This window comes from Streptomyces sp. NPDC026394, from assembly GCF_055567735.1.
Window position 1 is genome coordinate 33,969 of the sequence record NZ_JBVHPX010000023.1, and the last position, 25,353, is coordinate 59,321.

The 25,353-nt window shown below is 69.6% G+C and carries 28 protein-coding genes; 18 read left to right on the forward strand and 10 right to left on the reverse strand.

The window, feature by feature from the left end:
* Positions 1-14: 14 nt before the first annotated feature.
* Positions 15-389: a toxin Doc gene (locus ACZ4QV_RS34655; protein WP_467763888.1), complete on the reverse strand. Its 375-nt coding sequence runs from the start codon at positions 387-389 to the stop codon at positions 15-17.
* Positions 386-520 (reverse strand): hypothetical protein, encoded by a 135-nt coding sequence (locus ACZ4QV_RS34660; RefSeq protein WP_467763980.1) that lies wholly within the window; start codon positions 518-520, stop codon positions 386-388. Before ACZ4QV_RS34660 ends, ACZ4QV_RS34655 begins: the two co-directional genes overlap by 4 nt.
* 137 nt (positions 521-657) lie before the next feature.
* Between ACZ4QV_RS34660 and ACZ4QV_RS34665 the strand changes: the two genes are divergently transcribed.
* Entirely contained in the window at positions 658-1,038 is a 381-nt protein-coding gene (locus tag ACZ4QV_RS34665; protein ID WP_467763889.1) for a hypothetical protein, read from the forward strand.
* Positions 1,039-1,650: 612 nt separating this feature from the next.
* On the opposite strand, the gene ACZ4QV_RS34670 is transcribed toward ACZ4QV_RS34665, so the two are convergent.
* The 5 genes from ACZ4QV_RS34670 to ACZ4QV_RS34690 all read right to left on the reverse strand — a co-directional run bounded on the left by ACZ4QV_RS34670 (position 1,651) and on the right by ACZ4QV_RS34690 (position 8,251).
* Positions 1,651-1,824, reverse strand: a complete 174-nt coding sequence (locus tag ACZ4QV_RS34670) for a hypothetical protein (RefSeq protein WP_467763890.1) — start codon at positions 1,822-1,824, stop codon at positions 1,651-1,653.
* Between the two features lie 120 nt (positions 1,825-1,944).
* Complete coding sequence (locus ACZ4QV_RS34675) at positions 1,945-2,691, reverse strand: hypothetical protein (protein ID WP_467763891.1); 747 nt, start codon at positions 2,689-2,691, stop codon at positions 1,945-1,947.
* Positions 2,691-4,970: a hypothetical protein gene (locus ACZ4QV_RS34680; protein ID WP_467763892.1), complete on the reverse strand. Its 2,280-nt coding sequence runs from the start codon at positions 4,968-4,970 to the stop codon at positions 2,691-2,693. Before ACZ4QV_RS34680 ends, ACZ4QV_RS34675 begins: the two co-directional genes overlap by 1 nt.
* 77 nt (positions 4,971-5,047) lie before the next feature.
* Positions 5,048-5,578, reverse strand: coding sequence for a hypothetical protein (locus ACZ4QV_RS34685; RefSeq protein WP_467763893.1), 531 nt, complete (start codon positions 5,576-5,578; stop codon positions 5,048-5,050).
* Positions 5,579-5,827: 249 nt separating this feature from the next.
* Positions 5,828-8,251 carry a hypothetical protein gene (locus ACZ4QV_RS34690; RefSeq protein WP_467763894.1) on the reverse strand — a complete coding sequence of 808 codons (2,424 nt, stop codon included), beginning with the start codon at positions 8,249-8,251 and terminating at the stop codon, positions 5,828-5,830.
* 1,127 nt (positions 8,252-9,378) lie between these two features.
* Between ACZ4QV_RS34690 and ACZ4QV_RS34695 the strand changes: the two genes are divergently transcribed.
* The 3 genes from ACZ4QV_RS34695 to ACZ4QV_RS34705 are packed head-to-tail and all read left to right on the forward strand — an operon-like array spanning position 9,379 to position 11,566.
* Positions 9,379-10,014, forward strand: a complete 636-nt coding sequence (locus ACZ4QV_RS34695) for a hypothetical protein (protein ID WP_467763895.1) — start codon at positions 9,379-9,381, stop codon at positions 10,012-10,014.
* A 57-nt stretch (positions 10,015-10,071) separates the two neighbouring features.
* Positions 10,072-10,719: an HAD family hydrolase gene (locus ACZ4QV_RS34700; RefSeq protein ID WP_467763896.1), complete on the forward strand. Its 648-nt coding sequence runs from the start codon at positions 10,072-10,074 to the stop codon at positions 10,717-10,719.
* A gap of 4 nt (positions 10,720-10,723) precedes the next feature.
* Entirely contained in the window at positions 10,724-11,566 is an 843-nt protein-coding gene (locus ACZ4QV_RS34705; RefSeq protein ID WP_467763897.1) for an NAD(P)-dependent oxidoreductase, read from the forward strand.
* Positions 11,567-11,573: 7 nt separating this feature from the next.
* On the opposite strand, the gene ACZ4QV_RS34710 is transcribed toward ACZ4QV_RS34705, so the two are convergent.
* From ACZ4QV_RS34710 to ACZ4QV_RS34720, 3 genes are all read right to left on the reverse strand, one after another.
* On the reverse strand, positions 11,574-12,143 hold the full coding sequence (locus ACZ4QV_RS34710; protein ID WP_467763898.1) for a phosphotransferase-like protein: 570 nt from the start codon (positions 12,141-12,143) through the stop codon (positions 11,574-11,576).
* Positions 12,140-13,177, reverse strand: a complete 1,038-nt coding sequence (locus ACZ4QV_RS34715) for an AAA family ATPase (protein WP_467763899.1) — start codon at positions 13,175-13,177, stop codon at positions 12,140-12,142. Before ACZ4QV_RS34715 ends, ACZ4QV_RS34710 begins: the two co-directional genes overlap by 4 nt.
* Positions 13,178-13,370: 193 nt before the next feature.
* Positions 13,371-14,123, reverse strand: coding sequence for a GntR family transcriptional regulator (locus ACZ4QV_RS34720; RefSeq protein WP_467763900.1), 753 nt, complete (start codon positions 14,121-14,123; stop codon positions 13,371-13,373).
* A 375-nt stretch (positions 14,124-14,498) separates the two neighbouring features.
* Between ACZ4QV_RS34720 and ACZ4QV_RS34725 the strand changes: the two genes are divergently transcribed.
* The 14 genes from ACZ4QV_RS34725 (at position 14,499) to ACZ4QV_RS34790 (ending at position 25,348) form a co-directional block, all read left to right on the forward strand.
* Entirely contained in the window at positions 14,499-15,110 is a 612-nt protein-coding gene (locus tag ACZ4QV_RS34725; RefSeq protein WP_467763901.1) for a hypothetical protein, read from the forward strand.
* A gap of 254 nt (positions 15,111-15,364) precedes the next feature.
* Positions 15,365-15,823, forward strand: coding sequence for an RNA polymerase sigma factor (locus ACZ4QV_RS34730; protein WP_467763902.1), 459 nt, complete (start codon positions 15,365-15,367; stop codon positions 15,821-15,823).
* A gap of 140 nt (positions 15,824-15,963) precedes the next feature.
* Positions 15,964-16,281: a hypothetical protein gene (locus ACZ4QV_RS34735; RefSeq protein ID WP_467763903.1), complete on the forward strand. Its 318-nt coding sequence runs from the start codon at positions 15,964-15,966 to the stop codon at positions 16,279-16,281.
* Positions 16,281-16,547: a WhiB family transcriptional regulator gene (locus tag ACZ4QV_RS34740; protein WP_467763904.1), complete on the forward strand. Its 267-nt coding sequence runs from the start codon at positions 16,281-16,283 to the stop codon at positions 16,545-16,547. Before ACZ4QV_RS34735 ends, ACZ4QV_RS34740 begins: the two co-directional genes overlap by 1 nt.
* Positions 16,548-16,622: 75 nt before the next feature.
* Entirely contained in the window at positions 16,623-16,799 is a 177-nt protein-coding gene (locus ACZ4QV_RS34745; protein WP_467763905.1) for a hypothetical protein, read from the forward strand.
* A gap of 199 nt (positions 16,800-16,998) precedes the next feature.
* On the forward strand, positions 16,999-17,190 hold the full coding sequence (locus ACZ4QV_RS34750; RefSeq protein WP_467763977.1) for a DUF5999 family protein: 192 nt from the start codon (positions 16,999-17,001) through the stop codon (positions 17,188-17,190).
* A gap of 101 nt (positions 17,191-17,291) precedes the next feature.
* Complete coding sequence (locus ACZ4QV_RS34755) at positions 17,292-17,945, forward strand: hypothetical protein (protein WP_467763906.1); 654 nt, start codon at positions 17,292-17,294, stop codon at positions 17,943-17,945.
* A 107-nt stretch (positions 17,946-18,052) separates the two neighbouring features.
* Entirely contained in the window at positions 18,053-18,439 is a 387-nt protein-coding gene (locus ACZ4QV_RS34760) for a hypothetical protein (RefSeq protein ID WP_467763907.1), read from the forward strand.
* Between the two features lie 126 nt (positions 18,440-18,565).
* Positions 18,566-18,940, forward strand: a complete 375-nt coding sequence (locus ACZ4QV_RS34765; protein ID WP_467763908.1) for a hypothetical protein — start codon at positions 18,566-18,568, stop codon at positions 18,938-18,940.
* 140 nt (positions 18,941-19,080) lie between these two features.
* Complete coding sequence (locus ACZ4QV_RS34770) at positions 19,081-21,672, forward strand: hypothetical protein (protein WP_467763909.1); 2,592 nt, start codon at positions 19,081-19,083, stop codon at positions 21,670-21,672.
* Positions 21,669-21,809: a hypothetical protein gene (locus ACZ4QV_RS34775; RefSeq protein WP_467763910.1), complete on the forward strand. Its 141-nt coding sequence runs from the start codon at positions 21,669-21,671 to the stop codon at positions 21,807-21,809. The genes ACZ4QV_RS34770 and ACZ4QV_RS34775 overlap by 4 nt, the downstream gene beginning before the upstream one ends.
* A 121-nt stretch (positions 21,810-21,930) precedes the next feature.
* Positions 21,931-22,452, forward strand: a complete 522-nt coding sequence (locus ACZ4QV_RS34780; protein WP_467763911.1) for a hypothetical protein — start codon at positions 21,931-21,933, stop codon at positions 22,450-22,452.
* On the forward strand, positions 22,449-22,685 hold the full coding sequence (locus ACZ4QV_RS34785) for a hypothetical protein (protein ID WP_361614953.1): 237 nt from the start codon (positions 22,449-22,451) through the stop codon (positions 22,683-22,685). The genes ACZ4QV_RS34780 and ACZ4QV_RS34785 overlap by 4 nt, the downstream gene beginning before the upstream one ends.
* Before the next feature lie 359 nt (positions 22,686-23,044).
* The gene (locus ACZ4QV_RS34790; RefSeq protein WP_467763912.1) at positions 23,045-25,348 is read left to right on the forward strand and encodes an ATP/GTP-binding protein; all 2,304 of its coding nucleotides are present in this window, start codon (positions 23,045-23,047) and stop codon (positions 25,346-25,348) included.
* Positions 25,349-25,353: the final 5 nt, after the last annotated feature.

The following is a 25,353-nucleotide window of genomic DNA, read 5'->3' on the forward strand; positions in this document are numbered from 1 at the left end:
TTCGTTTCGCCCGGTCAGATGCGCCAGGAGCGCAGGCGGTCCGCGACCGCGGGCAACTTGATCTGTCCGTCGCGGACCTCGCGGACCAGGTCGGACAGCGCGCCGTACGGCGGGTCGATGCCTTCTCCGGACTGGCCCATGTACTGCGCGGCGACGATCGCCGCGAACAGGGCGTTGCGGTGGGGCAGCGGTTCGAGGCGGACGATGGTGTGCAGCAGGGCTGCGGCGCGCCATGCCGTGTCGGGGTCAGCGCCGGCCAGGGTGGGCAGGCGGGTTTTGTGCCGGGCGACGGCGGCCACGAGGACCGAGTAGTCCGCGACGCTCACGTCTTCGGGGGTGGCGTGTTCTTGGACGTCCAGGAGCCAGGAGACGTCGATGTGCAGGATCACGCGGCGTCGGCTCCCGATGTGCGCTCCGAGGGGGCGATCTCGTCGGGGAAGGCCTGGTCGAACTCCTCACGCAGCCGGTCGGCCCATTCGACGGCGCCGGCGACGAACTGGCGCCGCTGCTGCTCGCGCACGCCCAGGTCGTGCAAACCCGGCCCATGACCGGTACCCACCACGCAGGTGCATCGCGCGCCAGGCCGTCTGTCGCACCACTTCACCGTCCCTTTTCACGCGGCGAGTCATGGGATCGCCAGCGCCAGAAGGGTGGGCCATGCCGAGGAATCACGGACGCAAGACGGATCTGCACCTCATCCAGCGTGAGCTCAGGGGTCAACGTGCCGGACGTGGTAAGCGCCACGAAGCCATCGAGCTGCACAAGATCGATGATCCGCTGCAGCTTGAGATCGCCAAGAGGCTCCTCTCAGAGAAGCCTGACCTCCCGGTGACCGTCGCAAGCACCGTAGCAAAACGGGTGCTTGAGATGGAGCGCACCATCGTTTGCGGAGGATGCATGTGGACGGAGTCACAGATCTGTTCCGAGTGCAGCGGGTGTGGCTGTGCGACCGGTAGCTGCCACTCACCAGCCGTCTTCGCCTTTGATGCGGAGGAAGGCGCCGCTGTACAGCGTGGTGAATGCGGCTGCGAGGGCTGAGTCCTCCACTGCTTACTGACGGAGGGCAACTGCCGTGGAGACGAAGGGCCGTTGGTGAGCAAAGACCAAGCGGGGGTAGTGGGGATTGTGCGCCACCCCCACGCCTCTTACGAGGATTGGGCCTCAAGCCCAATCCTGTCGGAGGCAGTCACCCGGACGGCTCCTGCTCGACCGCCGGGACCATGAGGGGCGTCGGCAGACCGGGCACCTGGTTACCCCTTCCAGCACGTCAGCGAAGACGAAGCGGCTGAGCTTTCCGCACGGTCGGCACCGAGCAGCCCAGGGCGCCTCCGGACCAGGAACGGGAGCGACCGCCACAAGCCCAGCCTTCCGAATCAGAGTCGCGGGCCGTCTCATCCAGGTCCCATGGTATCGGTCAACCGAAGCCGGTGCCGCAGTACGCCACAGCACCGGCTCTTCATGACAGCCGACCCGGTGACACGTCTGGCCCCATGCCGCGAACCTTCCTCTGCGACATCGCATGCGGTCAGGTAGGCGTATAGGTGGTTGAGCGAGGACACGGGCTGCTTCCGCCCTCGAAGGCGCCAGGCAGTCATCCGGGAGAGCGGGGCGTACTCCAGGGCCCTTTCTCTGCCCGCGCCTCCATCACCCTTAGTGAGGGCTCGCCGTTCTCCTCCTACTGCTGCCGGGAGAAGGCGAAGATGCGGTCGGGTCGCGGGTCGTGGTCGCCTTGATGCCGAACGCGGCGCGCAGGAGGCGCTGGAGCGTGTGCTTCCCGTACGCGGCGAGCAGGGCCGCCAGCGGACGCTCGTGCGCGTCGCCCACCAGGAGCAATGCATGGCGGCAACAAACTTGGCCGCCCTGGTGGCCGTTCGGGCAACCGGGCGCCAGAGGCTCCAGCGCCTGCATGACTGGCAGTCGTGACGTAAGGCAGCGCCGTACCTCTCAGCCCTCTTCCGCCTCATCAAAATGGAGAGGGATGTTGCGGAGCTCCATTTCTTTACGTAGGCGCTGCGTGAACTCTGATTTTCTGTATCGAGCAAACCACCAAGGGAGTGCACTGATCATTTCCGTGCGGACATCAGGGGATAGTTCAGATATGAACTCTTGGAGTATGTGAGATATGACTACCCACGCGTTTTGCGGGTCATAAACGGCAACCCTTCGGGCAAGGGTTTCGATGCGGGTGATTGCTTGCTTATCACAACTCCCAGGGTTGCTCATGAATGAATGAGCGAGTGCCATTCCGGGATCGCTGAGCACGCGGTATCGGAAGGCTTCGACGCGAGCGATCTCCCGCTCTTGCTCCTCGGCCTTGAGTCGCGACTCACGTTGGCGGCGTCGCTCTGCGGTTGCGTCAACTATATCCGTTGGATCCGCTGTGATCTGCACGTGACCCCATGTAATCCGAACCGCTTGATCTTCGAGGTCGCGGGGTACGCCGAGGAGGGTATTGACTCGGTGTTCGACTATTTCCGCTTGGTTCAACAGGCGTTTTTCGGCCACGGATTCGGCCACGCCTCTCACGTAGTCGCACGCCATCGCCTGTGGGTCGTGATGCGTTGGAGTCGGTGAAATCTCCTCCCAGGCCAGGGTTAGATCGACATGGAAAAAGAAGTCCGGGTTCGCGCTGGCTAATTGTGCGGAGAATCCAGCGCGACCCGTGCGTGGTTTGTGGCGGTATCTGCGCATCAGCTCTCGGTGTGGGGGGTGCGGAGCTGGTATGCAGGATCGGCCTCACGCGCAGAAGCCAGGAGGGATTCACGGAGTGCGCTACGGCCGTCTTGCGGATCAGGCAGTGCAGCCGGGGCCCAGTTGTATGCGAAGTGCGCGAGCCTGAGGAACCTATCCGCGATGTACTGTCCGCGGTCGGCTGCTGGGTTGTGGACGGCACACGTGAAGACCTCAATGACCGGCCTTCTTAGCGACGGCATTTGGAGGGCGGTGTCCATCCAGAGTTTGAAGGCGGATGCAGAGGTCTCATCCGAGGGCGGGGAGTCGAGTCCAGAGCGCCACCCGCCTATGACGAAGGTTTTATCACTGGGTGGGATATCTCCTCCGGGGGCAGCCGAGAGCAGCAGTGGAGTGCCTGCTGTATTGCGTTCTTGGGCCAAGGCCATGAACGATCTGCGGCCGGCTTCCCGGAGTGCCGGATTGTCGCTGGCGCACCAAGTGGACAAGTTGGAGCGTACCTGTCCCTGTACATTCGGTTGATGCCACAGCTTCTGCATCGACTCACCGACTGCCTCGGCAACTTTGTCTGAGGGGGCCGCAGCAAGGAAGCTCAGACGGTAGAGCATCATTTTTGGGTACTCGCCCGCAAGTGGTCCACCGCATGCACGAGCGACAGCTACCTTCAAGTCCTCGGTGAACTTGCCTTTCTCGTCCTGCGCCCACTTCTTCAGCCGGTCGCGCATAGCTCGACCGATCACTGGGTGTAGAGCGCCAGCAGTAATCAGGTCCCGAGCATGATCCTTTAGGGAGTTACGGCTGGACCATTGAGTGGCCACGTCCTGAAGCAGCTTGAGGGACTTATGGTGTGCGCTGTAGCGCAGCACATACTGGCCGAGACGGTTGGTGATTCGTTCCGCATGCTCTGGGTAGGTAACCGGAAGATTGACCATCCAGGGTACGACGATGTCGGTGAGAGGCATGCGGTCGACCCAGAAGTATTCCAAGACGGCGTCGGCATAGTCCGGCCGCTGAAATCGAAGCGTATCCTGGCGCGTCAGCGTGGCGCCGATACTCCAAGCCAATTCGATGATTCCCGGACCACTTTGCCCGCCGCGATGGTTCGTCTCGTCTTTGAGTTTCTGCGAGAGGTTGGCGGCCGCCTCGAAAATATCTCCGACGGGTGACCCCTCGAGCAATGCTGCAGCGAGGAGGAAATTCCGGCGATCGCTGTCCGCATTCTCTATATGCCACGCACGCAAATGGGTGCGCCAACTACCCAGGGCCTCCAGGACGTTATTTATCTTGATTTGGGCGGGAGTTGTCTTTCCACTGTCGGCCGCCTTGAGATCTTCTTCGAGTGCTGGGGCGAAGTGTTCAGCCCGGATGGCGTTCGCCCAGCGAACCGCATCATCGGGCTTCCGCCCGCCGAGCTTTTTGATGATTCCTTCGTCGGTCAGCCATTCGTCTGCCGGAACAATGGGTTGTTGTTGCTGCAGGCGAGCACGGACGATCGCAGTTGCTTCCGGGTGTTCTAGAGGAAGCGCGAGATCATCCGCGCCGCGCCCTGCGACCTGCCACAAGCTGGGCCGCACGGCCACGACAAGGATCGACTGGCTCTCTTCCAAGACTGCTTTATCAGCGAGCAGGTTCTGGCCGAAGTCTTCACCGACCTTTTGCTCCTCGCTTCGGAGGTCCAGCAGCCAGGCACCGCGCTGGTCTTTCAGTTGATCGAGATTGAAGCTGTCATTCGGTTCGCGCCGAACCTGGCGAGGCCGTAGCTCTGGGCGTTGGTGGAGCAGGTATACCGCAGTCGTGTACCTGCCGATTCCTCGTTCCCCTACCAGGACGACGATGCGATGTTCGGCAAGTTTCTGCCGCGCCGCATCGATATTCTTGGGCTCGACAAAGCCGGTCAGACATTCGTCGATCCACTCGTTCGTCAGCGTGCGGGCCTGTACGAGACGGCTTACCGTCTGGTGCAAATTACCGATGACGGTGCCGTGATTTGTACCTATGCGCTGGATCGCGCGGGGAGATGCGCCGTCGCTTTCATCTTCGTCTTCCCAGTCCTCCAGCTCCTCGTCACCGACAAGCTCGTCTGCCAGCTGCGACGGGTCCTGCTCCGGTGTATCGGTGCTGGCGGGGTGGGACGGACCAGCCGTTCCCTCACTCGGCTCCGGGGCCGGTGTGGGAGGTGGGTCGGTGACTGCTTCGAGCTTGCCTGCTGTCTCCGGTGGGGTGCGCCCGCCCGGCTCGTTCTCCGGGTTCCCCATGCCGGTCGCGTCTGGCTGATCCATGCTCGTGCTTCCCCCTGTGGGTACGGCCGTTGCTGCTTGTTCGCGGGATTGATCGCAGGAGACGCGGACGGCCGAAGTCAACCGCCGATGATGCGCTTGCTCTTGATACCGATGACTTCAGCATCGACCTCAACGGTGCGGGCGTCCTGGATCACCTGAGCGCGACCGCTGACCTCCTCGGCGTCCATTCCGGTCACCTTGCCCCTGACGGTGCCCAGGCGCTGGTCCACGACCGGAGAGCCAGTCGCGGGTCGCTCTTCGCCTACGAAGGTGATGCGTTGCCCGTAAACCGCCTCCAGGGCTCCTCGTAGGCGCGCCAAGCTCCTGCGCACACCCTCGTTGCTGCCGTCGAGAAGATGTGCCTGCCCCTGATCGTTGAAGACCTCCAGAGCGTCACGTATCGCGATCAGCGCCTCTTCACGGTTGGTGACTTCCCGCTCGTCAGGCGACAGAGGGAAGCGGAGCTCGCCTTGAAGTACGTCGGGGACCGCAACCCTGTCTCGGGCCTCCGCTCGTCGGTCGAGCGCTGCGCTCAGCCGCCCGTACAGGAAGGTGAAGGCTTGCGTGAGCGCTGCCCCTGTAAGGACTGGAAAACTCAGCGGGTCCATGCCGCTCCCCCCGTCGCATACACCACGAACCAGACCGAATGTGCGCTCAGTTCTACCAAGTGACGCTGAGAACCGGACGGGTGGGACTGAGATTGGCTGATAACCAATTAACCTGACTGAATAGCTAGTAGCGCTTCGTTAGGTTCTGGTTCTGCTGGTCGGCAGGGGGCGGCCGCAGGTGGTGCAGATGCCGGTCCAGCACCTGAGCAGGGTCTGAAGGACGTCGAGGACTTGGCAGAGGCTCCAGTCTCATACCGGCATTCCCCTCTGCGCATCGCCCTCATCCTGGCACCCCTGAGGGACAAGCTGGCCGGTGCCCGGGCGGGGCGGCATGTCGTAGACGGTGCCGTGGTGGGCGACGGTGACGGCGGCCAGGCCGGGCATCTCGGCGGCAATCTGCGCCCGCAGCCGGGCGGTCTCCTCGGCGTCGGCGGCAGCCTGCAGCGCATCCGCCTCCGGACGGACCAGGAGGTGGCCGGCGCCCGCGGGCCGTCCGGCACGGCCGTCCCGGGCCGGACGCGGGGCGCCGGCGGCGCGGGCCCGGGCCGCACCGGCTTCATAGGCGGCGCAACGCGCCGCGGGCACCGGCGCCGCGGCCGCTGAAGCGCGGACGGCGAGCCAGGCATTGCTGCGCTGGGTCAGCAGGTACTCGGCCGTACGGTGGCGGGCCTCCTCCCCGGCCTCCTGGGCGGCCTGCCGGGCTGCTTCGGCGCTGGGGTGAAGGTGGCGTCGCCGCAGCTGCGCGGCACAGGCACTGCGGGCCTCGGCTTCGGCCTGGGGGCTGCTGGTGCCGAGGGCCAGCAGGGCGGTCGCCCGGAATTCGTGGACGACGGACTGCGCGGTCAGCCGGGCCTGAAGGGCGACCACCTCGTCGGTTCCGCCGGCGGAGGCGAGGCGGGCGCAGGCGTCCTGGATACGGGAACGGGCCTCCTGCTCGGCCATGCCGGCCAACGCCGCGGTCATCGCGGGGTCGTCGGGATCACCGCAGCCGGCGGCCGCGAGCGCGACGGCCTGCGTGATCAGGGTCTCGGTCTCCTCATTGGCCCAGCACACCCCGCACAGCCCGGCGGAAGCCGGCTCGCCGCATCGGTCGCAGGGCGTCTTGGGCCGCGGCGTTGCCGCTGCCTCCCGCCGGGCACGGGCGCGCTCCCGTTCCACCGCCGTCAGCTCGCAGTCGTCGCACCGGACGGTGTCGGCGGGCCTGGCCCTCACCGTGCCCTGGCAGCTGCGGCGGGAGCACGGCAGCGTCGTCAGGCCGCCGGGCGTGTAGGGCAGGCCGACGGTCAGCGCCCACGACAGGCCGTCACGGCGAAACGCGTAGGGCCGGTCCGCGTCACCGGTGGCCAGCGGTTCCAACCGCTCCCGCAGGCGGAACGCGATCATCGCGTCGTCCTCGCCCCCGGCCAGCAGACCCCGCACCACACGGGCCAGCCGCTCGCGCTGGTAGCCGTTGGGCGACGGAACGATGCTGTCGAGCAACCCGGCCACCTGCGGGACACGGCGGCTGAGAACCGGACCCAAGCACGGGAAAAGGACAGGGCGAGAAGAAGGGGTGGGCTGTTCCGCGCGAAGCGCGCTCCCCCGCACCGAGGGAGACGTGCACCGAGGCCGAGGGAGACCCGCCGACGGCGGCGGCTCGTCGCACGCACCCGCGCGCTCCGGCCGGTCACCGGACCCACCACGGCCTTCGCCGGAAAACCCACCAACACCTGCACTTTCCCCCACCGCACTAGCCACACCAGGGTGGTCAGTGTGAAGGGTTGCCGCAGCGTCGGGCTCTGCAACACCAGCCTCATCCACCACAGGCGCGCCGCTGACCTGCGAATCCGTCTCCGTCTCCGGTGTCCCACCTGCCCCTGCCGCAACGTCGGGGTCTGAAGAGTCGGACTTCCGGGCCTCCGCACGGTCCTCCCGGACGACGCCGGCCGCCGTGCGGCCGTGCGCGGCGGCGACCGCCGGCACCACCAGCCGCGTACGGTGAGCGAGATCGGATGCGGTCTGCACCCGCACCCGGCACACCAGCCCCCGGGCCTCCAGACGCTCCAGCACCCGCTCCCCCGCCGACGCCGTGCAGCCCAGCAGCCGCGCCACCGTCGCCGCCGCCCGGCCGCGCCGGGTGTCCACCGCACCGCCGCACTGCCGCACCCGCCCGGTCTCCCGCGCCTCCAGCACCAGCAGCAGCAGCGCCAGACGGTCCGTCGCCGCGCCCCGGCCGGTACGCGAACCGAGCAGCCCGGCCGGCGTCACCCGGCCGTCCCGGTGTGTCCAGCCCGGCGCCATCACGGCCTCCAGCAGCCGCAGCAGCGTCGCGTACTCCTTCTTCGACAGGTTCAGCGGATGCCCGACCACGTCCTGCGCCGCCCACAGCGGCAGCACCCGGCACTCCAAGCCGTCGTCCTGGCCGAACTCGCCCTCCGCCGTGTCGACGGAGACCACGCCTGAGCGGCGCAGCACCGGCAGCACCTCGGAGGCGACGTACGACGCGGACAGCCCCAGCCACCGGCCCAGCTCCGATGTACGGATCTCCACCACGCCGGTCTCCGACGGGGTCCGCGACGCCAGCACCAGCACCGCTAGGCGCACCGCATCCGACGTACCCTCCAGGCCGGTCACGTCCAGCAGCGCGCGTACCGCGCCCCGCAGCCGCGCACGCGCGTGCCTGCCCAGCGCCAACGGATGCCCCGCCTCACGCTTCGATGCCGGCCTGCCCTGAGCCGGAACAGGCCCCAGACGCGTACGCCGCGGCTCCGGCACACGGAACTCGAACGCGGCCACCGCCGCAGCCGCGCTCACCGGCACACCCCCGCCACAACGGACAGGCGTACGGCCGCCGGACGATGCCCGGCGCACAAGGTCAGAGCAGGAAAGAAGATCGCCATCTGCCGACCTTCACCCGAAACGCCTGTGGATAGATTTCCGCGAGCCGCCGCTCCCGCCCTACGAGCCACCACCTTGCGAACCCGGTCCGTCAGGCGGGAAAACCGCGACACCGGGGCCGCCGCCGGACCGGCCGGCCGAGCCGCCGCCCGCAGGCATCGACCGCACCATCCACGCCGACGGAACCCGGCCGCAGCCCGTACCGCTGCCACGCGCGGAGCCGCAGCGAAAACCGACCACACGAGCGGACAAAACGGGCGCAGTGTCAGCTGGAGTGGCACATTACACGCCATCCGGGCATGGGACAGCTGACAGAAGGCAGCACGATGCTGCATGATGGGGTCTACCTTCTTCGAGAGAAGCGGGTACGACAAAGCCCCTCTGGGGCGACTGCTGGGAGGCAGTTACTTCGCCTGATCGATCCGGTTGGCGCCGGGATCAGGCCCGCCGACCGAGTTGGCGCTCGGTAGCGGTGGCATCAGGCCGCAGGTGTTGGCGCACCAGCGGCCGCGGGGCGGGCAGAACCGCCCCAGCGATCAGAGCTAATCCATCTCAACCTCCGCGGAAGCGGTGCGCCCGCACCCGGACCAGTGCGGAAGAGCAAAGAAGGCACCCAGCCGGAGCGACGCGCGAGACGTCGCTGCTACGGCGGGTGCCTTGTTGTGTGCCTGTTGGCGGGTACGGGTACCCTGCATCATGTCGAGACCTTCCCAAGTAGGTCGTCGGCCGTTCCCCCCGGAGAGCCACCTCGCGGGGGTCACATCTGTATAGAGGTATTTCGCGATCACTCTACCTCGTGCGGCACTTCCCGGAGGCACCCCGTCGCATATCGTGTCGCCAGCGTTTCCAGCGCTCCTGACACACCGACAGGCAGGCGAAGTCCCCTTGGCGACCGCACGTTCCCACACGGCATGATGATCACCATGGATGCGCCCGACCAGCCGATCACCAGCTACGCGCCGCCGGCCCGGCGCCGCGGGTTCATCAAGGCGATGCACCAGATCGCCGCCGAGCGCAGGGACGGCCCCGTACGGGTGTACTTCAGCACGCCACCCGGGCTGTCGGACCGGCCCAACTGGGAACGACGGCTCAGCGTCCTCCAGCAGCAACTGCCCAACCGCGTGGAACTGCTCCACTACAAGACCGCATTCGACCCCGACGGCGACTACTTCGCGCAGTGGCCGCCGCTCGCCGACACCCTCGACGGCCTGGTCCTCACCGGACGCCGCCGAGAAGAACGCCGCACCCGCGAGCAGACGCTCGGCCCCGTCGCCCGCCAAGAACTGATCACCATGGTCAGCGCCGGCCGCCCGGTCCTCCTGCACAGCATGGAACACGGCCTGGTACCCGTCCTCGACTGCCGCCCCAAACGCATCGGACAGGACCCGCACCAGCGACTCCGCCTCACCATCCCGAGAGACTGGTCGCCCAGCGAACCCACCCTGCAAGCCGCCCTCCACGCCTTGGGAGGCGAAAACCCTCAGGAGGCCGAGGGCACGAGGATTCCGAGGCCCGCGCACCTCACCGATTCTTTCACCGCGCTTCCGCGCCGGACGTAGCGCCAAGTCCTTGGCTGGCCGGAAGCGCAGCACCAGCGGCCGATACAGTCCAGGACCGTGCTCCATTTCGTGCTCTTCGACCTGGACGGCACGCTGATCGACCGGCAGACCGCGTTCAGCGACGCCGTGACCGAACTCTGCCGTAACCACGCCTTCGGCCCGCACATCCAGCAGTGGCTGCGCATCGAGCTGGTCGAACGTGCTAACCGCGACGACTTCACCCGACTGCGCAACCGCTTCGGCCTGCGCGAGCTTGCCGGGCAGCTGTGGCAGGAGTATGTCGATCTGATTGCCACTGCTGCCACATGCCGACCAGACGTCCTCGAGGGCCTGGCGCGCCTTCGCGCTGCGGCGTGGACGATTGGCATCGTTTCCAATGGCGCCGGTGATGTCCAGCGCGCCAAGGTCGCTGCGACCGGGCTCGCCGGCATGGTCGACGGCATGGCGGTGTCCGGCGACCACGGGGTGCGCAAACCGGATCGGCGCCTGCTCGCACTCGCCTCCGACCGCTGCGGCCGGAGGCTTGCTGATGGCGGGTGGATGATCGGCGACGATCCGGTCGGGGACATCGGCGGCGGCCACCAGGCCGGACTGCGCACCATCTGGCTGCGTGGCCGTCCCTGGCCCGAGGAGCTCGCCGCGGCGGACCACACCGTCGATGACATCACCGACGCCATCGCCATTCTGCTGAACGAACGGGAGTAACCCCATGGACACGAACCGGACCACCGTTGGCATCTTGCATCCGGGCAGCATGGGGGCCGCCGTCGCCGCCTGCGCGGTGACGAATGCGGCCGAGGTCCTGTGGTGCACGGAAGGGCGTAGCCCGGCATCGAAGGCCCGGGCCGAGCAGGCCGGGCTGACGCCGGTGGCCACACTGCGGGAGTTGCTCGACCGCAGCGACATCGTCCTCAGCCTCTGCCCGCCCGCCGCCGCCGAGGACCTGGCCCGCGACGTCGCCGCGTGCGGGTACGGCGGGGTGTATGTGGAGGCGAACGCCATCAACCCCGAGCGGACCGTGCGGCTCGCCGACCTGCTCGGACCGGACACGACCGTCGTGGACGGAGGCGTCGTCGGCTCCCCGCCCGCAAACGGCAAGGCCGCGACGCTGTTCCTGTCCGGACCGACCGGCGCGACCGCCCGGATCACCGAGCTCTTCGCGGGCACGGCGCTCCGTACGAAGACGCTCGGCGCCGAGGTCGGCAAGGCCTCCGCGCTCAAGTTGTCGTACGCCTCGTTCCAGAAGACCTCGCGCGTGCTGGTGGCGCTCGCGGTCGGCATGGCGCGAGAGCACGGCGTCGACCAGGAGCTCGTTGAGGTTGCTTCCCGGCGGACCGACTCGTACCTCGCAGAGCCCGAGTACGTGGCCAAGACGGCCTCCCGCGCTTGGCGCTGGGGCCCGGAGCTGGAGGAAGCTGCCGACGTGCTCGCGGCCGCCGGCCTTCCGCCAGAGATGCTGCGCGCGGCCGCGTCCACGCTGGCACGGTGGAACGATGCCAAGGACAGCGAGCTCACGCTCACCGACGCCCTGGACCGACTCGCCCAGCCGTAGCCCGCGCTCATTTCGTCGCCGCCCCCGCCCGCTGCGCCAGTAGCTGGTCGATGAGCCGCGCCGACTCCCACGGCGACATCGCCATGGTGTCCACGGTCAGGTTCCAGACCGCGCTCGGGTGGGCGTCCAAGTCCTCGCGAGTCGCGTCCCACGCCGCCAGGCGCGCCGCAGTGTCGCTGTCACCTCGGCTCACCGATCGCTCTGCGGTCGCCTCACGGGGGCACCACAGCAGCACCACGGCCCAACTCGCCGGGTAGCCGTCAACCAGGGCCCGGATGCCGTCGACCTGCCCGAGGTGTACCACGGGCACCCCGGCCGCGAAAGCCGCATCCAGCCCCGGCCGGTCCATCACGTACGTGTTGTCGTACCGCGTGTTCGCGTAGACAACATCGCCTGCGGCCTCCAGCTCGCGCAGCTGCTCCACCGTGCCCATCCGGTAGCTGGTGCACTTTCCCGTCCCGACTTTTAGCCGTGCGAACTGCACGTAGCGGGCATCGAGCGTGGCGAGCGCCGCGGTGACAGTGTCCTTGCCCGACGCTGGCGGGCCGTACAGGATCACCCCCTGCTTCGCTTTCACGAGTACATCGCTCCCATGGCCTGCCGGGCCTGGTCTGCGAGTGTCACCGCGGTCCCCAGCCGGTTGTCGACGATGAGGTGCGGCACTGCGGGACGCAGCTCCAGGTCGATCGTGGCCATGTACTCGTCCCACCGCTGGAGCTTCCACGCGTCCCGGGCCGCGGAGCGGAACCCGATGTATTCGCGCATCGATTCTTCGTCGCAGCGAACCCACACGGGAAAGACGTCGACCCCCATCGACCCAGCCCGGTTGGCCAGGCGCTGCATCCAGGCCGGGTCTGTCATCTCCGCGATGAACGGCGCGGTCAACACCGTGGAGATGCCGCACTTGATGTTGGCCATAGCCGACTGCATCAGGCAGTCGTACTCCACCGGTCGGACCTTCTCCCGGTAGAGATTGGTGTGCCTGTCGTTCGCGTCGCCCCCCAGAGCGATCAGGAGGCGCTCCACGAGCGGCCGGGTGAGCGGGTCCTTGTCGAGCAGCGGCCAGCCGGTGAGCTGGACGAAGAAGCGGGCGAGCTCGGTCTTCCCGCTGCCGGCGAACCCACCGACCAGGATGAGCGCCGGACGGTGTGGGTCGCCGCCCGTGTGCCTGCGCTTCCACGCGTCAATGATGCGCTGCTGCAAATTGAAGTGGTGGGCTTCCCCTGACCCGGGCGCGATGCGGTGAATCGCCCGCTCAACGGCCAGGACATGCGCGCCGTTGAGGCGATCGTCCGTCGGCGTGAGCTTGAAAGAGGTCTCCTCACCTGGCAAAGCGGTGCGGAAGCCGAGGTCGGGCTCGGTGGCCCGGTACAGGAGGCAGTACGCGCGCCGGTAGTGCGGGCCGGGGAAAACCTCGCCTTGTTCGTGCTGCCACAAAGTCTGGGGATTCGCGGCAGGAATGCCCTTGAGCTTGGCCTGCTCCGCAACCTCTCGGAGACGCTCACCGGCCTTCTCCAGAGTCAGGCCGTGGGCTTCCCGCTGCTCGCGCAGCCGATCCGGCCTCCACCCCGCACGCTGCTTTCCCACCCTCTGTGCCTCCGTCATCGTCATGGCCGCGAGCCTAGGACCCGGGCCCCCAATCCCGTGTATACGTCGTTGTTGAAAACACGTGAACGTGGGCGCGTATGGGCTTCGACAAGCCGCTGTGATGTCCCGATTCCACCGTTGCCGGTGTGATGGCCCCCTGAACAACAAGGGGGCCACAGTGCGTGCGAGCAGAAGGTCCGTCCCAGACTCAAGGCAGCTAGGCGTAGCTGGTATGCCACATGCCTGGCCGGAGGATGTCCTCCCATACCTCCAGAGGTCCGTCCTCGTCGGAGTAAAGGGTGCGCAGAACGAGTACGGGGACTGGCACGTCCGGCGGTACATCAATGCCGAACTCAGCAAGCTCGTTGTCGGACGCGAGTCGGGCGGTGCTTCGCTCGGGGCCCGCGGTGACAGTCTTTCCTGTGCGCTCGGCATAGAGATCGTGGCGAAACTTCTCCATCGGCTCGTCCTGGAGCAATTCCGGGAGCGGAACCAGCGCCCTCATGTGAATGAAGTTCAGGGCCAGGACGGTGGGCTTGCTTCCGCGCAAGAAAGTTCGGCTCCTGACGACGATTTCATCGTAGAGGTCGACCCCCAGGAGGCTCGCGATCTGCTCGTCTGCGCACGAGCGAAGCAGCGATCGTGTGTTCACGTAAGTCTCTCGTGGAGCAAGAGGGCGACCTGTCCGACGCAGACGTTCAAGGCGGGCTGCGCCAGTCAGGACGTTCGGGGAGTTGTCGGGCCCCAGCACCACAGTTCCGCTGCCCTGCGTGGTGCGCACGAGCCCCTCAGCCTCCAGTGCCTGGTACGCGCGATGGACGGTTGCCGTTGCCCCCTTTCCCTGTTCAACCAAGGTCTGCACGGACGGAAGGCGGTCGTCAGGCGCATAGATGCCCTCGGTGATCTGAGACGCGATCTCGTCAGCGATCTGGCGCCACTTGGGTGGCCGTTTGCGCGGCGAGGAAGGCACGGCGGCTCCTTCGTAAGGGGTACCCACTAGCCAGTGAACTCCATTCTAGAAGTCTTGACAAGTCTTCTAGAAGACTTCAAGCTAGCAGTCGTCGCCACCCGTAACGGGTGGGACGAGGGGTCGGCGTGGTCGGCCCTCAGGAGCACCACCGCAGTAGTCGTCCGCCCTTCGGGGCGGCCGGAGTAGTCCTCAGCTCACTGAGGACGCGAGAGCACCATCGAACTCCTCCGGAGCCTGACGGCCACGACAACTGCGTGCACGTCGCAGCGCTGTGCGCTGCCTGTCCTGCGGGACGCCGGCCTCATGCCGTGCGGCCCGGAGGGCAGGGAGAGCATCGCGACGCGCTCCCTCCCACTCCGCCCGTAAGGAGTCCAGATGTCCGCTTCGACCCTTGAGCGCACCGCCCGCACCCGCCGGAGCCGGACCCGCTCCCGTACCGTCAACGCCCGCCCGGCGCTCGCCCTCTCCACCCTCAAGCTCCACCAGTACGACCTGCGCCCCGCCTGTGCGTCGCTGATCTGCCCTGATTGCGAGACCTGGGTGCCGATCACCGGCCTCCAGACCCACAGGCCCAAGCTCGTGCCGCACGACACCGGCCGCGCGGGCAGGGACACCGGCGTCCGCTGCCGCCTGGGCAGCAGCCGCCTGGTCACCGTCGACGTCACGGTCAGGGAGTGGGCGGAGCGCCTGACGGACGGCAACTCGGAGACCGTGCACCGCCGCCGGACCACCGTGCGGCGCAAGCCCAAGGTCACGGTTGTCCCGGCCGTCAGCCAGATCGCTGCGCAGAAGCAGACTCCGGCGACGGACGACGACTCCGGCGACGGCCGGCCCCTGTGGCTGCTGCGCGAGATGAAGTGGGCGTCGACTGAGTCTGCGGTCCGCGACGCCGACACCCGGCGGGCGGAGCTGCCCGAGGGGGACGCGCCGCTGGGTGCGCCGCCGGTACCGCTGAAGACGCTGCATCCCGAGCGCCGCGCGAGCTAACTCGCTCCGGACGAACGAACACGGCCCGGCCACCCTGCGATCGGGGTGGCCGGGCTGTGGCTGTCCGTACGGCAGCTGGTTCCCCCACCCGGAACTGCCCGCGCGCGGCGCCAGGCTGAACTGGCACAGCAGTACGCGCGAGGAACCCGGCCTGGCAGTCGCCTGACCTGGACCACTTCGTCTGCGTGACCGCGGCCCCGGGCTTTCGCCCGGGTCCGCCTTCTTGCACCGCCCCATCTTCAGAGGAGTTCGCGATGCCCGCACGTACCGTTGTACCGGCCGCCCGCCGCTACTCGTTGATCGAGTCTTTGTTCATCGGCCACCAGGCCCAGCTCACCGACTACATCGCCGCCCGGCTGCCCGGCGCCGACCAGCACACGGTCGAGGACCTGACACAGGAGACGTGGCTGCGGGCACTGTCGGAGCCCGCCACGCGCCGGGAGGGAACGGACGCTGAGGGCCTGCCGGGCTGGATCGCCCGCGCCGCCGCGCTGGCCATTCACCACCACACCGCACCGCAGGCAGCGTCGGACCGGTCCGACGACGGGGAGTGGCTGACCCAGTTGCTCGGCCCCAGCGGCAGCTGGCCGGAGCACTGGCACCGCATCCTCGCCGACCAGGGGCAGCAGGCGTTGCTGCGCCAGGTCGCGGCCGAACCGTCCCCGGCTATGCCGTCGGCTGCCGTGCCGCGGCCGGTCGCGGCAGCGGCGTGACGTCTGACGGCTCCCCGTCACCGCTCGCCCGGCATGCCGGGCGAGCGGTGACGGGGAGCCGGGCAGCCCGCCCCTCCGTATGAGCGACAGCCCCGGGGGCGCAATCCCCGGGGCTGTCCAGGACCTGAGTGGAGGACCTGATGACTGTCAGCATCGCACAGCCGCCGGCCGCACCGGCAGTGGTGCCCGACGCGATGACCCTGGAGGCGCTGCGCCGGGTCGTCGACGACCAGATCGGCCCGAGGAAGCCGGGTGCGATCTACCAGAACGGCGACGGCGCTTTCGAGGTGATCGCGCTGACCCGTGACCCGCAGCGGGCCCGTGAGCTGCTCAAGCGCCGCTGCGCGCAGTGGGCGCTGATCGTGAAGGACGTGCTGCGCCCGGGTGCGGAGCCGTTCGCCGTCGGGTCGGTCTGGACGGTGTCGGACTTCCTGGTCCGTGAGGGAGGGACGCGCTGATGGACTGGCGTCACCGCGCGGTGTGCCGTGCAGAGGACCCGGAGCTGTTCTTCCCCGTTGGCAACACCGGCCCGGCCCTGGTGCAGATCGAGGAGGCCAAGACCGTGTGCCGCCGCTGCCCGGTCATGGAGCAGTGCCTGCAGTGGGCGCTGGAGGCCGGGCAGGACTCCGGCGTCTGGGGCGGGCTCTCGGAGGATGAACGGCAGGCGATGAAACGCCGTGCCGTCCGCAACCGGGCCGCGAACAAGAAGGCGAAGGCGACGTGAACGAGCAGGACCGGCAGCGCCTGGAGGACGCGTTGCGCCGGACCAACTCCGATCACGACTTCGGCCGCCGTGCTCATGGCTGAGTCCCTGTACGACCGCTACATGAAGGCCGCGGCCGCCCACCGGGCGCACGGCGAGACCTGCACCAGGTGCTCGCCGGACGCGCGGTGCGACTCCGGCCGGCGTCTGCACGAGTCGTTCATCCGACTACAGGACGCCTACCTCCGCTGGCAGAAACAGCAGCGTACGTGACGGCGGTGCGGGGCGGACCCCAACTCCCCGCCCGCGCCACGCCGCTCCACCAGGCTGGCCGCCCGACGGGCGGCCAGCCTTCCGCACGCCTTTGGCCCGGGCACGCCCCGGGCTTCCCCTCCCGCCAGGAGAGCTCATGCCGACCACCTCGTTCGACACCACGACCACCCCCGGCACGGCCCCGCGGCTCCCGGAGTCGCTGTGCCAGCACACGCCGCCGTGCCCAACCGCCGACAGCCCGGACCGCGAGGCCGCCCACGTCGTGGCCAGCCACCCGGAACAGGGCTGGAGCCTGCTGTGCAACGCCGTCCTGCTGTTCGAGGACACCGGCGAGCTGCTCCCCGACGGCCAGGTCATCGCCCCGCACCGGCCCCTCGCGACCGCGGCCTGACGGCTGCCTGAGCCGCCCGACCCGGCCGCTGAACGACGGCGGCCGGGTCGGGCGGTGACGGGAGCCGGACAGTCCGGACCGATCGCACCAGGGGGTTTCTCATGTTCTGGTCCAGCAAGCGCCGGAACGCCGAGCGTGCCCAGCACGCCGCGCGCGTCCAGGCGGTCCAGGGCCGGCTGGCCCGCGTCAAGAGCGACCGGGACCGGACGACGGCCGCGGCTGCCGCCGCTCTCATCGTCGCCGGTTCGCTGGCCGACCGCGTCGACCGGCTCGAGCGCGCCTTGGCCACGGAGAAGGCCCGCGCGCAGCACTTCGACGCGGACCTGGACCGTGCCGCGGCCGAGGTCCGGGAGCTGCGCCGTATCCGGACCCTGTTGGAGGGCGCGCTCGACTACTACACCGCTGCCGTCGCCCAGCCCGTGCACATGCTGATCCGTGACGCGCGTCTGCACAGCGTGCACCGCTCGAAGAAGGCCGCCGGGCAGGCCGTACGCCAAGCCGACCCCACGGTGCCGGACCTGATGACGTGGACGCCGCGGGAAGGCGCCGACCCGACCGTCGGCTGGTGGCACGCGGCACGCACACTGCCACCGCTGCCGGACCCGCCGCAGGCCGCGGCGATCGAGGCGTACTACCGGGCCCTGGAGGCCCGCAGGCCCGCCGCGTTGCCGTCGGCGTCGGTTGGCGGACGCGGCAGCGACGGTCCGGGCGGTGGCTTCGCGATCGCGGATTCGGCGGCGCTCCCCACGGCCTGACTGGCGGCTGCCTGATCCGCCCGCCCCGACTGCTGAATGACGGCGGTCGGGGCGGGCGGTGACGGGGAGCCGGACAGCCCGGACGACCCTTACGACGGGAGTTTTTGATGGCCTTCGACATGAGCAAGTTCGGTGGCGGCCGCTGGGTCAAGACCCACCCGGGCAACGTCCACACCCACGGCTTGCTGGAACCCGTGCTGAGCATCCTCGACGTGCGAGGGTTCGCGCTGCACGACTTGTTCCTGATCGGGATCAACGACAGCTGCGGCTCGATCGTGCTGCCCAGCCAGTCCCGGGCCGAGAACGCCGCCGCCGCGCTGGAGCCCGCCTATGAGACCCGGGTGCACCTGATGGGTCGCCGGGACGGCGAAGAGGTGTGGGCGACCGACTACACCCGCCGCGCGCTGGACGGCACCACCCCGTCGGCCTTCATCACCAACCTCACGCTCAAGGACGGCCGCCAGGTCATCAAGGACGGCCGCTGGGTGCACTGACGCGCCGCCTGCCGACTGCCTCCCCTGCCCGGACCGTCGAACCAGACGGCGCGGGCAGGGCGGCGGGGGGCCGGACAGTCCGGACCAGCCGGCCCCGCGCCGGTCAACGCGATCCAGGGAGAGCCCATGACACAGCAGCCGCAGGCACAGGCGGTACGACCGCAGACGACCTACACCAAGGGCGACATGGTCCTGTTCCGCGACGTCGAGCGGTTCTGGCTCGGGCTGCCCGGCCACACCTTCGTCGGCCGGGTGGAGCGGTCCTGGACGAACGTCCTCAACGGCAAGCGCCTGTACGACCTGACCGAGCTGAGCAGCAACCGCCACCGCGCCGGGATCGACCCCGACTACATGCGGCCGCTCCCGCCGGCCGACGCGATGCACGACATCGACACCGCGCCGCTGAGCGAGCCGGACACCGGGGCGATGACCCCGGCCGCCGTCGCCTGGCTGCGCCAGCACCTCGCCCAGGACAGCAGCACGCTGCCCGCCCCGCGCTGACCACCTGCTCCACACAGACGGCCCTCCGAGCCCCCGGCATTCAAGCTGCCGGGGCCCCGGAGGGCCTGGTCATGACCTTACCTACCGCCGTAGATCCACGGTGCCCCTTTGCACGGAGGCGCCCGCACGAGAGGAACCCCGTGGCCACCAAGCCCGCCGCCCGCCGCAGGCGCCAGTCCGCGGCGAACACCAAGCCCCGCAACACCGGGCGAGCCAAGGCACCGGCGACGCCGGCCTCCCTTCCCGCCCAGACCCGCGAGACCGTCGTGCCGCTGGTGTGTCCGCAGGCCGACCCGGTCCTGGCCGACGCCGCCGACCGCGCCGCCGACCTGAGGGACCTGGCCGTCGACGACGCGGCCCGCATCCTCGCCGACGGCCAGGCATTCGCCGACGAACTGATGGAAGGCGCCCGTACGCAGGCCGCCTCGTACACCGAGGCGTGCAACGCCGAGCAGGCACAGATCCTCGCCGACGCGATCGAGGAAGCCGACCGGGTCCGCACGGCGGCCGCCACCACGGCGGCCGCCGACGCCGGCCAGGTCCGCGCCGCTGCTGACGCGGAGGCGGAGCAGCTGCTCGTCGCCGCGCGCCTTGAGGCCGGCACCGTCGCGGCGACGGCGGCCGGTGAGGCCGAGCAGGTCCTCGCGCAGGCCAAGGCGGCTGGTGAGCGGCTGCTCGCCGACGCGCGCCGCCAGGCGCAGGAGGTCACTACCACGGCGGCCGCGCAGGCGGAGCAGGTCCGCACCGAGGCCGCGCAGGCCGCCGCGAAGGTCCTCGCCGACGCGGAGAGTGTGCGCACGGAACTGCTGGCCGGTGCGGAGCGCACCGCAGCTGAGACCCGCACCCGGGCCGCCACCGACGCCGACCAGCTCCTGGAGCAGGCGCGGGGTGAGGCCGGCCGGATGCGCGAGAGCGCGGACGGCCAGGCCGCACAGGTACGGGCCGCAGCGGAGAAGGCGGCCGCCGAGCTGCGGGAGGACGCCGCCCGTGATCGGGAGGCATCCCGTGCGGATGCCGCCCGTGCGCGGGCGCTGGCCAAGGAGGACATCGGCCGGCTGCGGGCCACGGCGGCCGAGGACGCCGAACGCCTGACCCGCACCGCGCGCGAGGAAGCCGACCGGATCCTGGCCGCGGCCCGCACCCAGCGGGAGACGCAGTTGAAGGAAGCCGAGCAGGCCCTGGCCGAGGCCCGGCTGCGGGAAGCGGATGCGCAGGTCACGCTGAAGGCCGCCGACGGCATGGCGGCGGAGGCCGCCGCCCGGATGAAGCGTGCCACCGACCGCACCGAGCAGGCACTGGAACGCAAGCGCCTCAAGCTCCAGGCCAGCCAGGAGCGCAGGCAGGCGAAGGAGGCCCGGCAGGTGAAGGCCCGTGAGCTGCGGGCCGCGTCCCGCGCCGGCAAGCCGGCTGTGGCCGACCGGGTCAAGAGGTTCGTGAAGGTCAACGCGGAACGCCTGATGGTGGTCGGTCCGATCACCGCGCCGATGGCCGTCGCGTGGACCGGGCAGGCCGGGTTCGCCGAGGACATCCTCGGCTGGGTCGCGCCGTTCACGATCCTGTTCGCCGCCGCGTGGGAGCTGTCGACGGCGTTCGTGGGCTGGATGTACCACCAGGCCCGCCAGGGCGGCGACGCCGGAACCCTCTACCGGATCTCCACCTGGATCTTCGCCCTGGGCGCCGCGGCCATGAACTTCTGGCACGCCTCGGGTGAGCCGGTGCCCGGCAGCCGGGCCTGGGACGACAAGGCGCAGGCGTGGACGGAGCAGATCACCTACTGGCACTTCACCCCGAAGGCGGTGGCGTTCGCCGCGATGTCGATCGTGGGCATGGTGCTGTGGGAGCTGTACGCCTCCCTGATCCACCGCCGCAAGCTCCGCGAGGACGGCCGGGTCGCCAAGGCCCGCCCGTCCATCGGGGCGGTCCGCTGGCTGCGCTACCCGGTCCACAGCTTCGCCGCCTGGTCCCTGGCGATCACGGACCCGCGCCTGACCACGCTGGACCGGGCGTGGACCGCAGCCGGTGCACAGCTCGCGGACCGCAAGGCGGTCCGGACCGGCCGGGCCCTGCACCGGGTCGTCGTCCCCCGGGTCGCGGCCAAGGATCACGGACCGGCCGCCATCCCCGCCGTCCTCACCCTGACCCGCCCGGACCGGCACGGACCGCTGGAAAGCCCCGCTGCGGTCCGCCCGGTCCAGTACGGCGGGCACGCGGTCCGCTCCGGTCCGGACGACCGCAACGCGGTCCACGGCCCGGTCCGGACCGCAGGAGCCGCGGACCGCACCGGCGGACCGGCGCTCGCCCTGCTGTCCGGTCCGGCCGGACCGCACAGCGCTGACCTGCTGACCGGCCCCGGTCCGGACCGGGGCCCTCGCACCGTGCCCGCCACCCAGAACACGGCGGCCACACACGGGGTGACGGTCCGGACCGCCGACACCACTGCCGGACCGCGGGAGCCGGACCGGACCGGACCGGACCGCGAAGCAGCCCCGGACAGCGCAAGCGGTCCGGACCCGAAGGAGGAAAACGGTCCGGACCGCACGGTCATCACCCTCACGGACCTGGAACGGACCGCGCTGGACCGGCTCCGGACCGCGAACGAGCCGCTGAACCGGACCAACATCGCCAAGGCGGTCCGGACCGAAGGCGGCTCCATCGCCACGGACCGCGCCGGACAGATCGCCGTCGCCCTCAAGCAGCACACGGTCCGCCGGTCCGCCGGTCCGCCCGGATGATCATCGCGGCCGGCGGCGGTGCCGACCGGCTGCCGCTCGCCGGCATCCAGCACGAGCTGGCCGTCACCTCCCCGGGTATCGCTTCCGAGTACCGCCAGGAGGCAGCCGAGCACCTGGCCGGCGGCTACCGCCCCTGACCCACCGTCCGGCACACACCAGTGAGGGCCAGCCCATCGGAAGTGGGCTGGCCCCCGCTGCGACTGCCGGAAGCAGTCCACAGCCCCCGAGTACAGCAGATCCGACCCCGCGGAGGCCCCTATGAGCACCGACAAACCCGAAAAGACCCTCACCGACGAGGAGGGGAGGCCGTTCTTCGACGACCCGAGGGCGGCGCTGCGCCAGATCGCGCAGAATCCCGCCGCGTACGCCCGCTACGTGGCGGACTTCCACCGGGTCGTGCTGGACATGCAGGCCAAGCTGGAAGTCCTTGAGCACGAGACCCGTGTGCACTGCCGCGGCACCCGGGTGGAGGGCGACAAGAGGGGCCAGGCCTTTCTGCGTTCTTTTCCGGTGGAAAAGTCGCTGCACGACGTCATCAGGAACCTCAAGAAGGCCGTCTCCGGACTGGAAAAGAGCGCCCATCGGCGCCACGCCCACGACGAGAAGGTGAAGGAAGTCCAGAAGCAGCGGAAAGAAAAGGCTCAGATCAAACAGCGGAAGCAGAGTCCGCAGCTTCAGGCCGCCCCGCAGAATGCGCCGCAGCAGGTACCGCAGGACACAGAGAGAGGCTATAGTGGTCCCACGTCGATTTATGACCTGGGTCGCAGGGAGTCGGCGTGAGTGCCGGACGCCCGCTCACGAAAGCCGAGCGGAAGAAATACAACCGTGCGGAACACGAGCGGAAAATCAGACGGGATCTGATCGCGCAGCACGGTAATGACCTCGGCACCTTCTACTACTGGCTCCGGCTCATGCATATCCGGGGCACCCAGGCCCACCGCGGCGGAGACACGGCGTTCATCCGTGACGTCGCGCTCGCCCTGGAGAACGTCTACCGCCGCCACGTCGGCTAGCACTCCGCGTCCCGCACGAAGGGCCGCCTCCGTTCCTGGGGGCGGCCCTTCGGCGGTCCAACGCGTGCTGCGCGTGGCGCGTGGCGCGCGTGCCGCGCACGCGCGTACGCGAGGCCGCTGCCGGCTGTCAAGCCCTGGAGGAGGGCCGCGTGTCCGACGACACCGACAACAATGTTGTTCACCTCCCCGCCCGGGACCGTAATTCCGGCACCATGCCGGATGCTCCCGACGGCGGGGATCTCTTTTATTCCGAACCGCCCGGCGGCGGCACCTCTGCGGAGCCTGTGCAGGGGGCCGTGGCGGGCCATCCGCCTGTGCGCACGCCGATGTCCCCGGAGGCGGCTCTGCGGGAAACGGGAATGCCCAGCCCCGAGGAGTATGAGGAAGGCGAATACGAGGAGGAGGGCGAATATGTGCAGCCCCGTTCTCTTGCCGACCGGCTCGGGGACTGGCTCGAATACCGGATCGCGGTGGGCCGTGCCCGCCTGGACGAAGAGGCCCCGTACCGCGAGGCGGAAATAGCGCGGAAAGTCGCCCTGCTCGAAGCGAAAACCGCCAGGGAAAACGGCCTGCTGGAAGCGCAGAACAAATTGCGCGAAGCCCGTTTCAAGGCGCAGGCCGACCGGGCGGGTGCCCAGGGCAAGTCCGCTGCCGGGATGGGCGCTGACAAGGGCGGCCGGGGCAAGACGTCGTCCGGCTCCGGCGGCGGCTCCGGGCCGGGCCGGGGAGCCGGCGGCCGCGGTCCGGGGACCAACAGCTCCGGCTCCGGGACAGGTTCCGGCGGTAAGGGGCCTGGCCGCTCCGGCGGCACCGGCGGCGGTACGGGCACCGGGGGCGGGAAGGGCTCCGGCCGTTCGGCCGGCGGCCGGGACGGGAGCGGCAGGGGCAAGGACTCCCCCGGCCGCGGCTTGGGGGCGGGCGGTGCGTCCGGAGGTGCCGGGAAGGGCTCTGATCGTTCCGCTGGCGGCCGTAACCTGTCCGCCGGGGGCAAGGAGCCGTCCGGTGGTTCCAAAGGCCGCCACAACGGCTCTGGCGGCTCCGGCAGTTCAGGCGGATCCGGCAAGGGCGGCTCGAGGAACAGCGGCGGCGGGGGCAAGGGCGGTTCGCAGGGCGGCAGGGGCAAGGGCGGCCCGAAGGACGGCCCCGGCAGGGCGCCGGACGCCTCCGGCTCCGGCGCGGCCGCGGAACGCCGCCGGGGCCGGCAGGAGCGGGCCGCGGGCCGGCAGGCCGCGCAGCAGCAGCGGCGCGCCGCCGACCAGGCCGCCAAGCTGGACGGCCGCTCCAAGGACCGCGACCAGGCCCGCGCCCGCAAGCAGACCGCGTGGGAAGAACGCCGGGCGAAGAAGGCCGAGCGTGACGCCGCGCGGAAGGCGAAGAAGCAGCAGGCGGCAGGCGCCGGCCGTACCACGCTGGGGGCGGCGCTGGCGCAGGAGGCCCAGCGGCGCTGGGACAAACGCCGCGCCGCCGGCCAGGACAAGCCCGGTAAGGACGACGGCAAGTCGAAGGACGCGTCCGGTGACCGGAAGGTCGACCTGACCAAGGACAAGAAAGGTGCGGAGAACAAGCCTGGTGCCGGCACGGCCGGCAAGAAGGACGGCTCCGACGCTCCGAAAGTCGACCTGACCAAAGGTCCCAAAGGCAAGGGCGCAGACGGCAAGGCCCCGGGCAAGAACGGGCCCAAGGCCCCGGGCAAGAGCGGGTCCGAGGACGAACCGAAGGGTCAGGGCAAGGACGAGAAGGCGCCTGACGACGCCGAAGCCGGCAAGGACGCGGGCGATACGCCCAAGGACACCTCCGGGTCCCGAAGGCGCAAGAAGCGCAGCAAGCGCAGGGCGCGCAGGGGGCGCAAGGAGGCCGGCAAGAAGCCGGGCGGGGACGGCGCCCCGGACGACAACCCCGACGACGTCAGGGACGACAAAGCCCGGGAGAACCAGCGGTGGAAGGACTTCTTCGCTTCCTTCACGCACCGCTCCCGCCCCCAGGAAGACGCTCCGAAGGACCCCACCGGCCCGCAGGAGCCGGGCCCGGCTTGGAGGCCCGAGGACCTCGGGGTCCACGTCGACCGGCCCGACCGGCCGGATCAGCCTGCGCAGTCCTCGCCGTTCGCGGCCGAGGCTGAGGACGACATCCCGGATGCGGACATCGTGCCGCCCCGGGCCCTGGGCCCCGCCCCGGAGCCGCACTTCGCGCGGCCCGGCACCACCCGCCCCACCCCCGAGGAGACCGAGGAGACCACCGTGACCGCGGACGTCACCCATGCATCGGGCCACAGCGGCCTGGCCGCGCAGCACCGCACCAACGTCACTTTCGGCGAGTACCTGGTGGACATCGCGAACATCGCGCTCGCCGCCGGCTGCGACAAGGAACGGGCCGAGCAGCTCGCCGACGCCCTGGCCAAAGTGGCCGACGCCCTGCGGGAGATGGCCGCCGACCTGATCGGTGACCACAACATCGACACCCGGGTCACCTCGCTGATCGCGGACCTCGCCGACGCCGCGGGCCGCATGAAGGCGCAGGCCGAACGGTGTGCCGCCGAGTGCTCGGTCGCCGCCGAGGCGGCCAAGATCGCGGCCGTCTCGGTCGCCCGGGTCTACGGCGAGGACATGCAGGAGGTCGAGGACAAGGGCCTTACGTACGCCTCGGCCGCCGCCCACCACGACTGACAAGG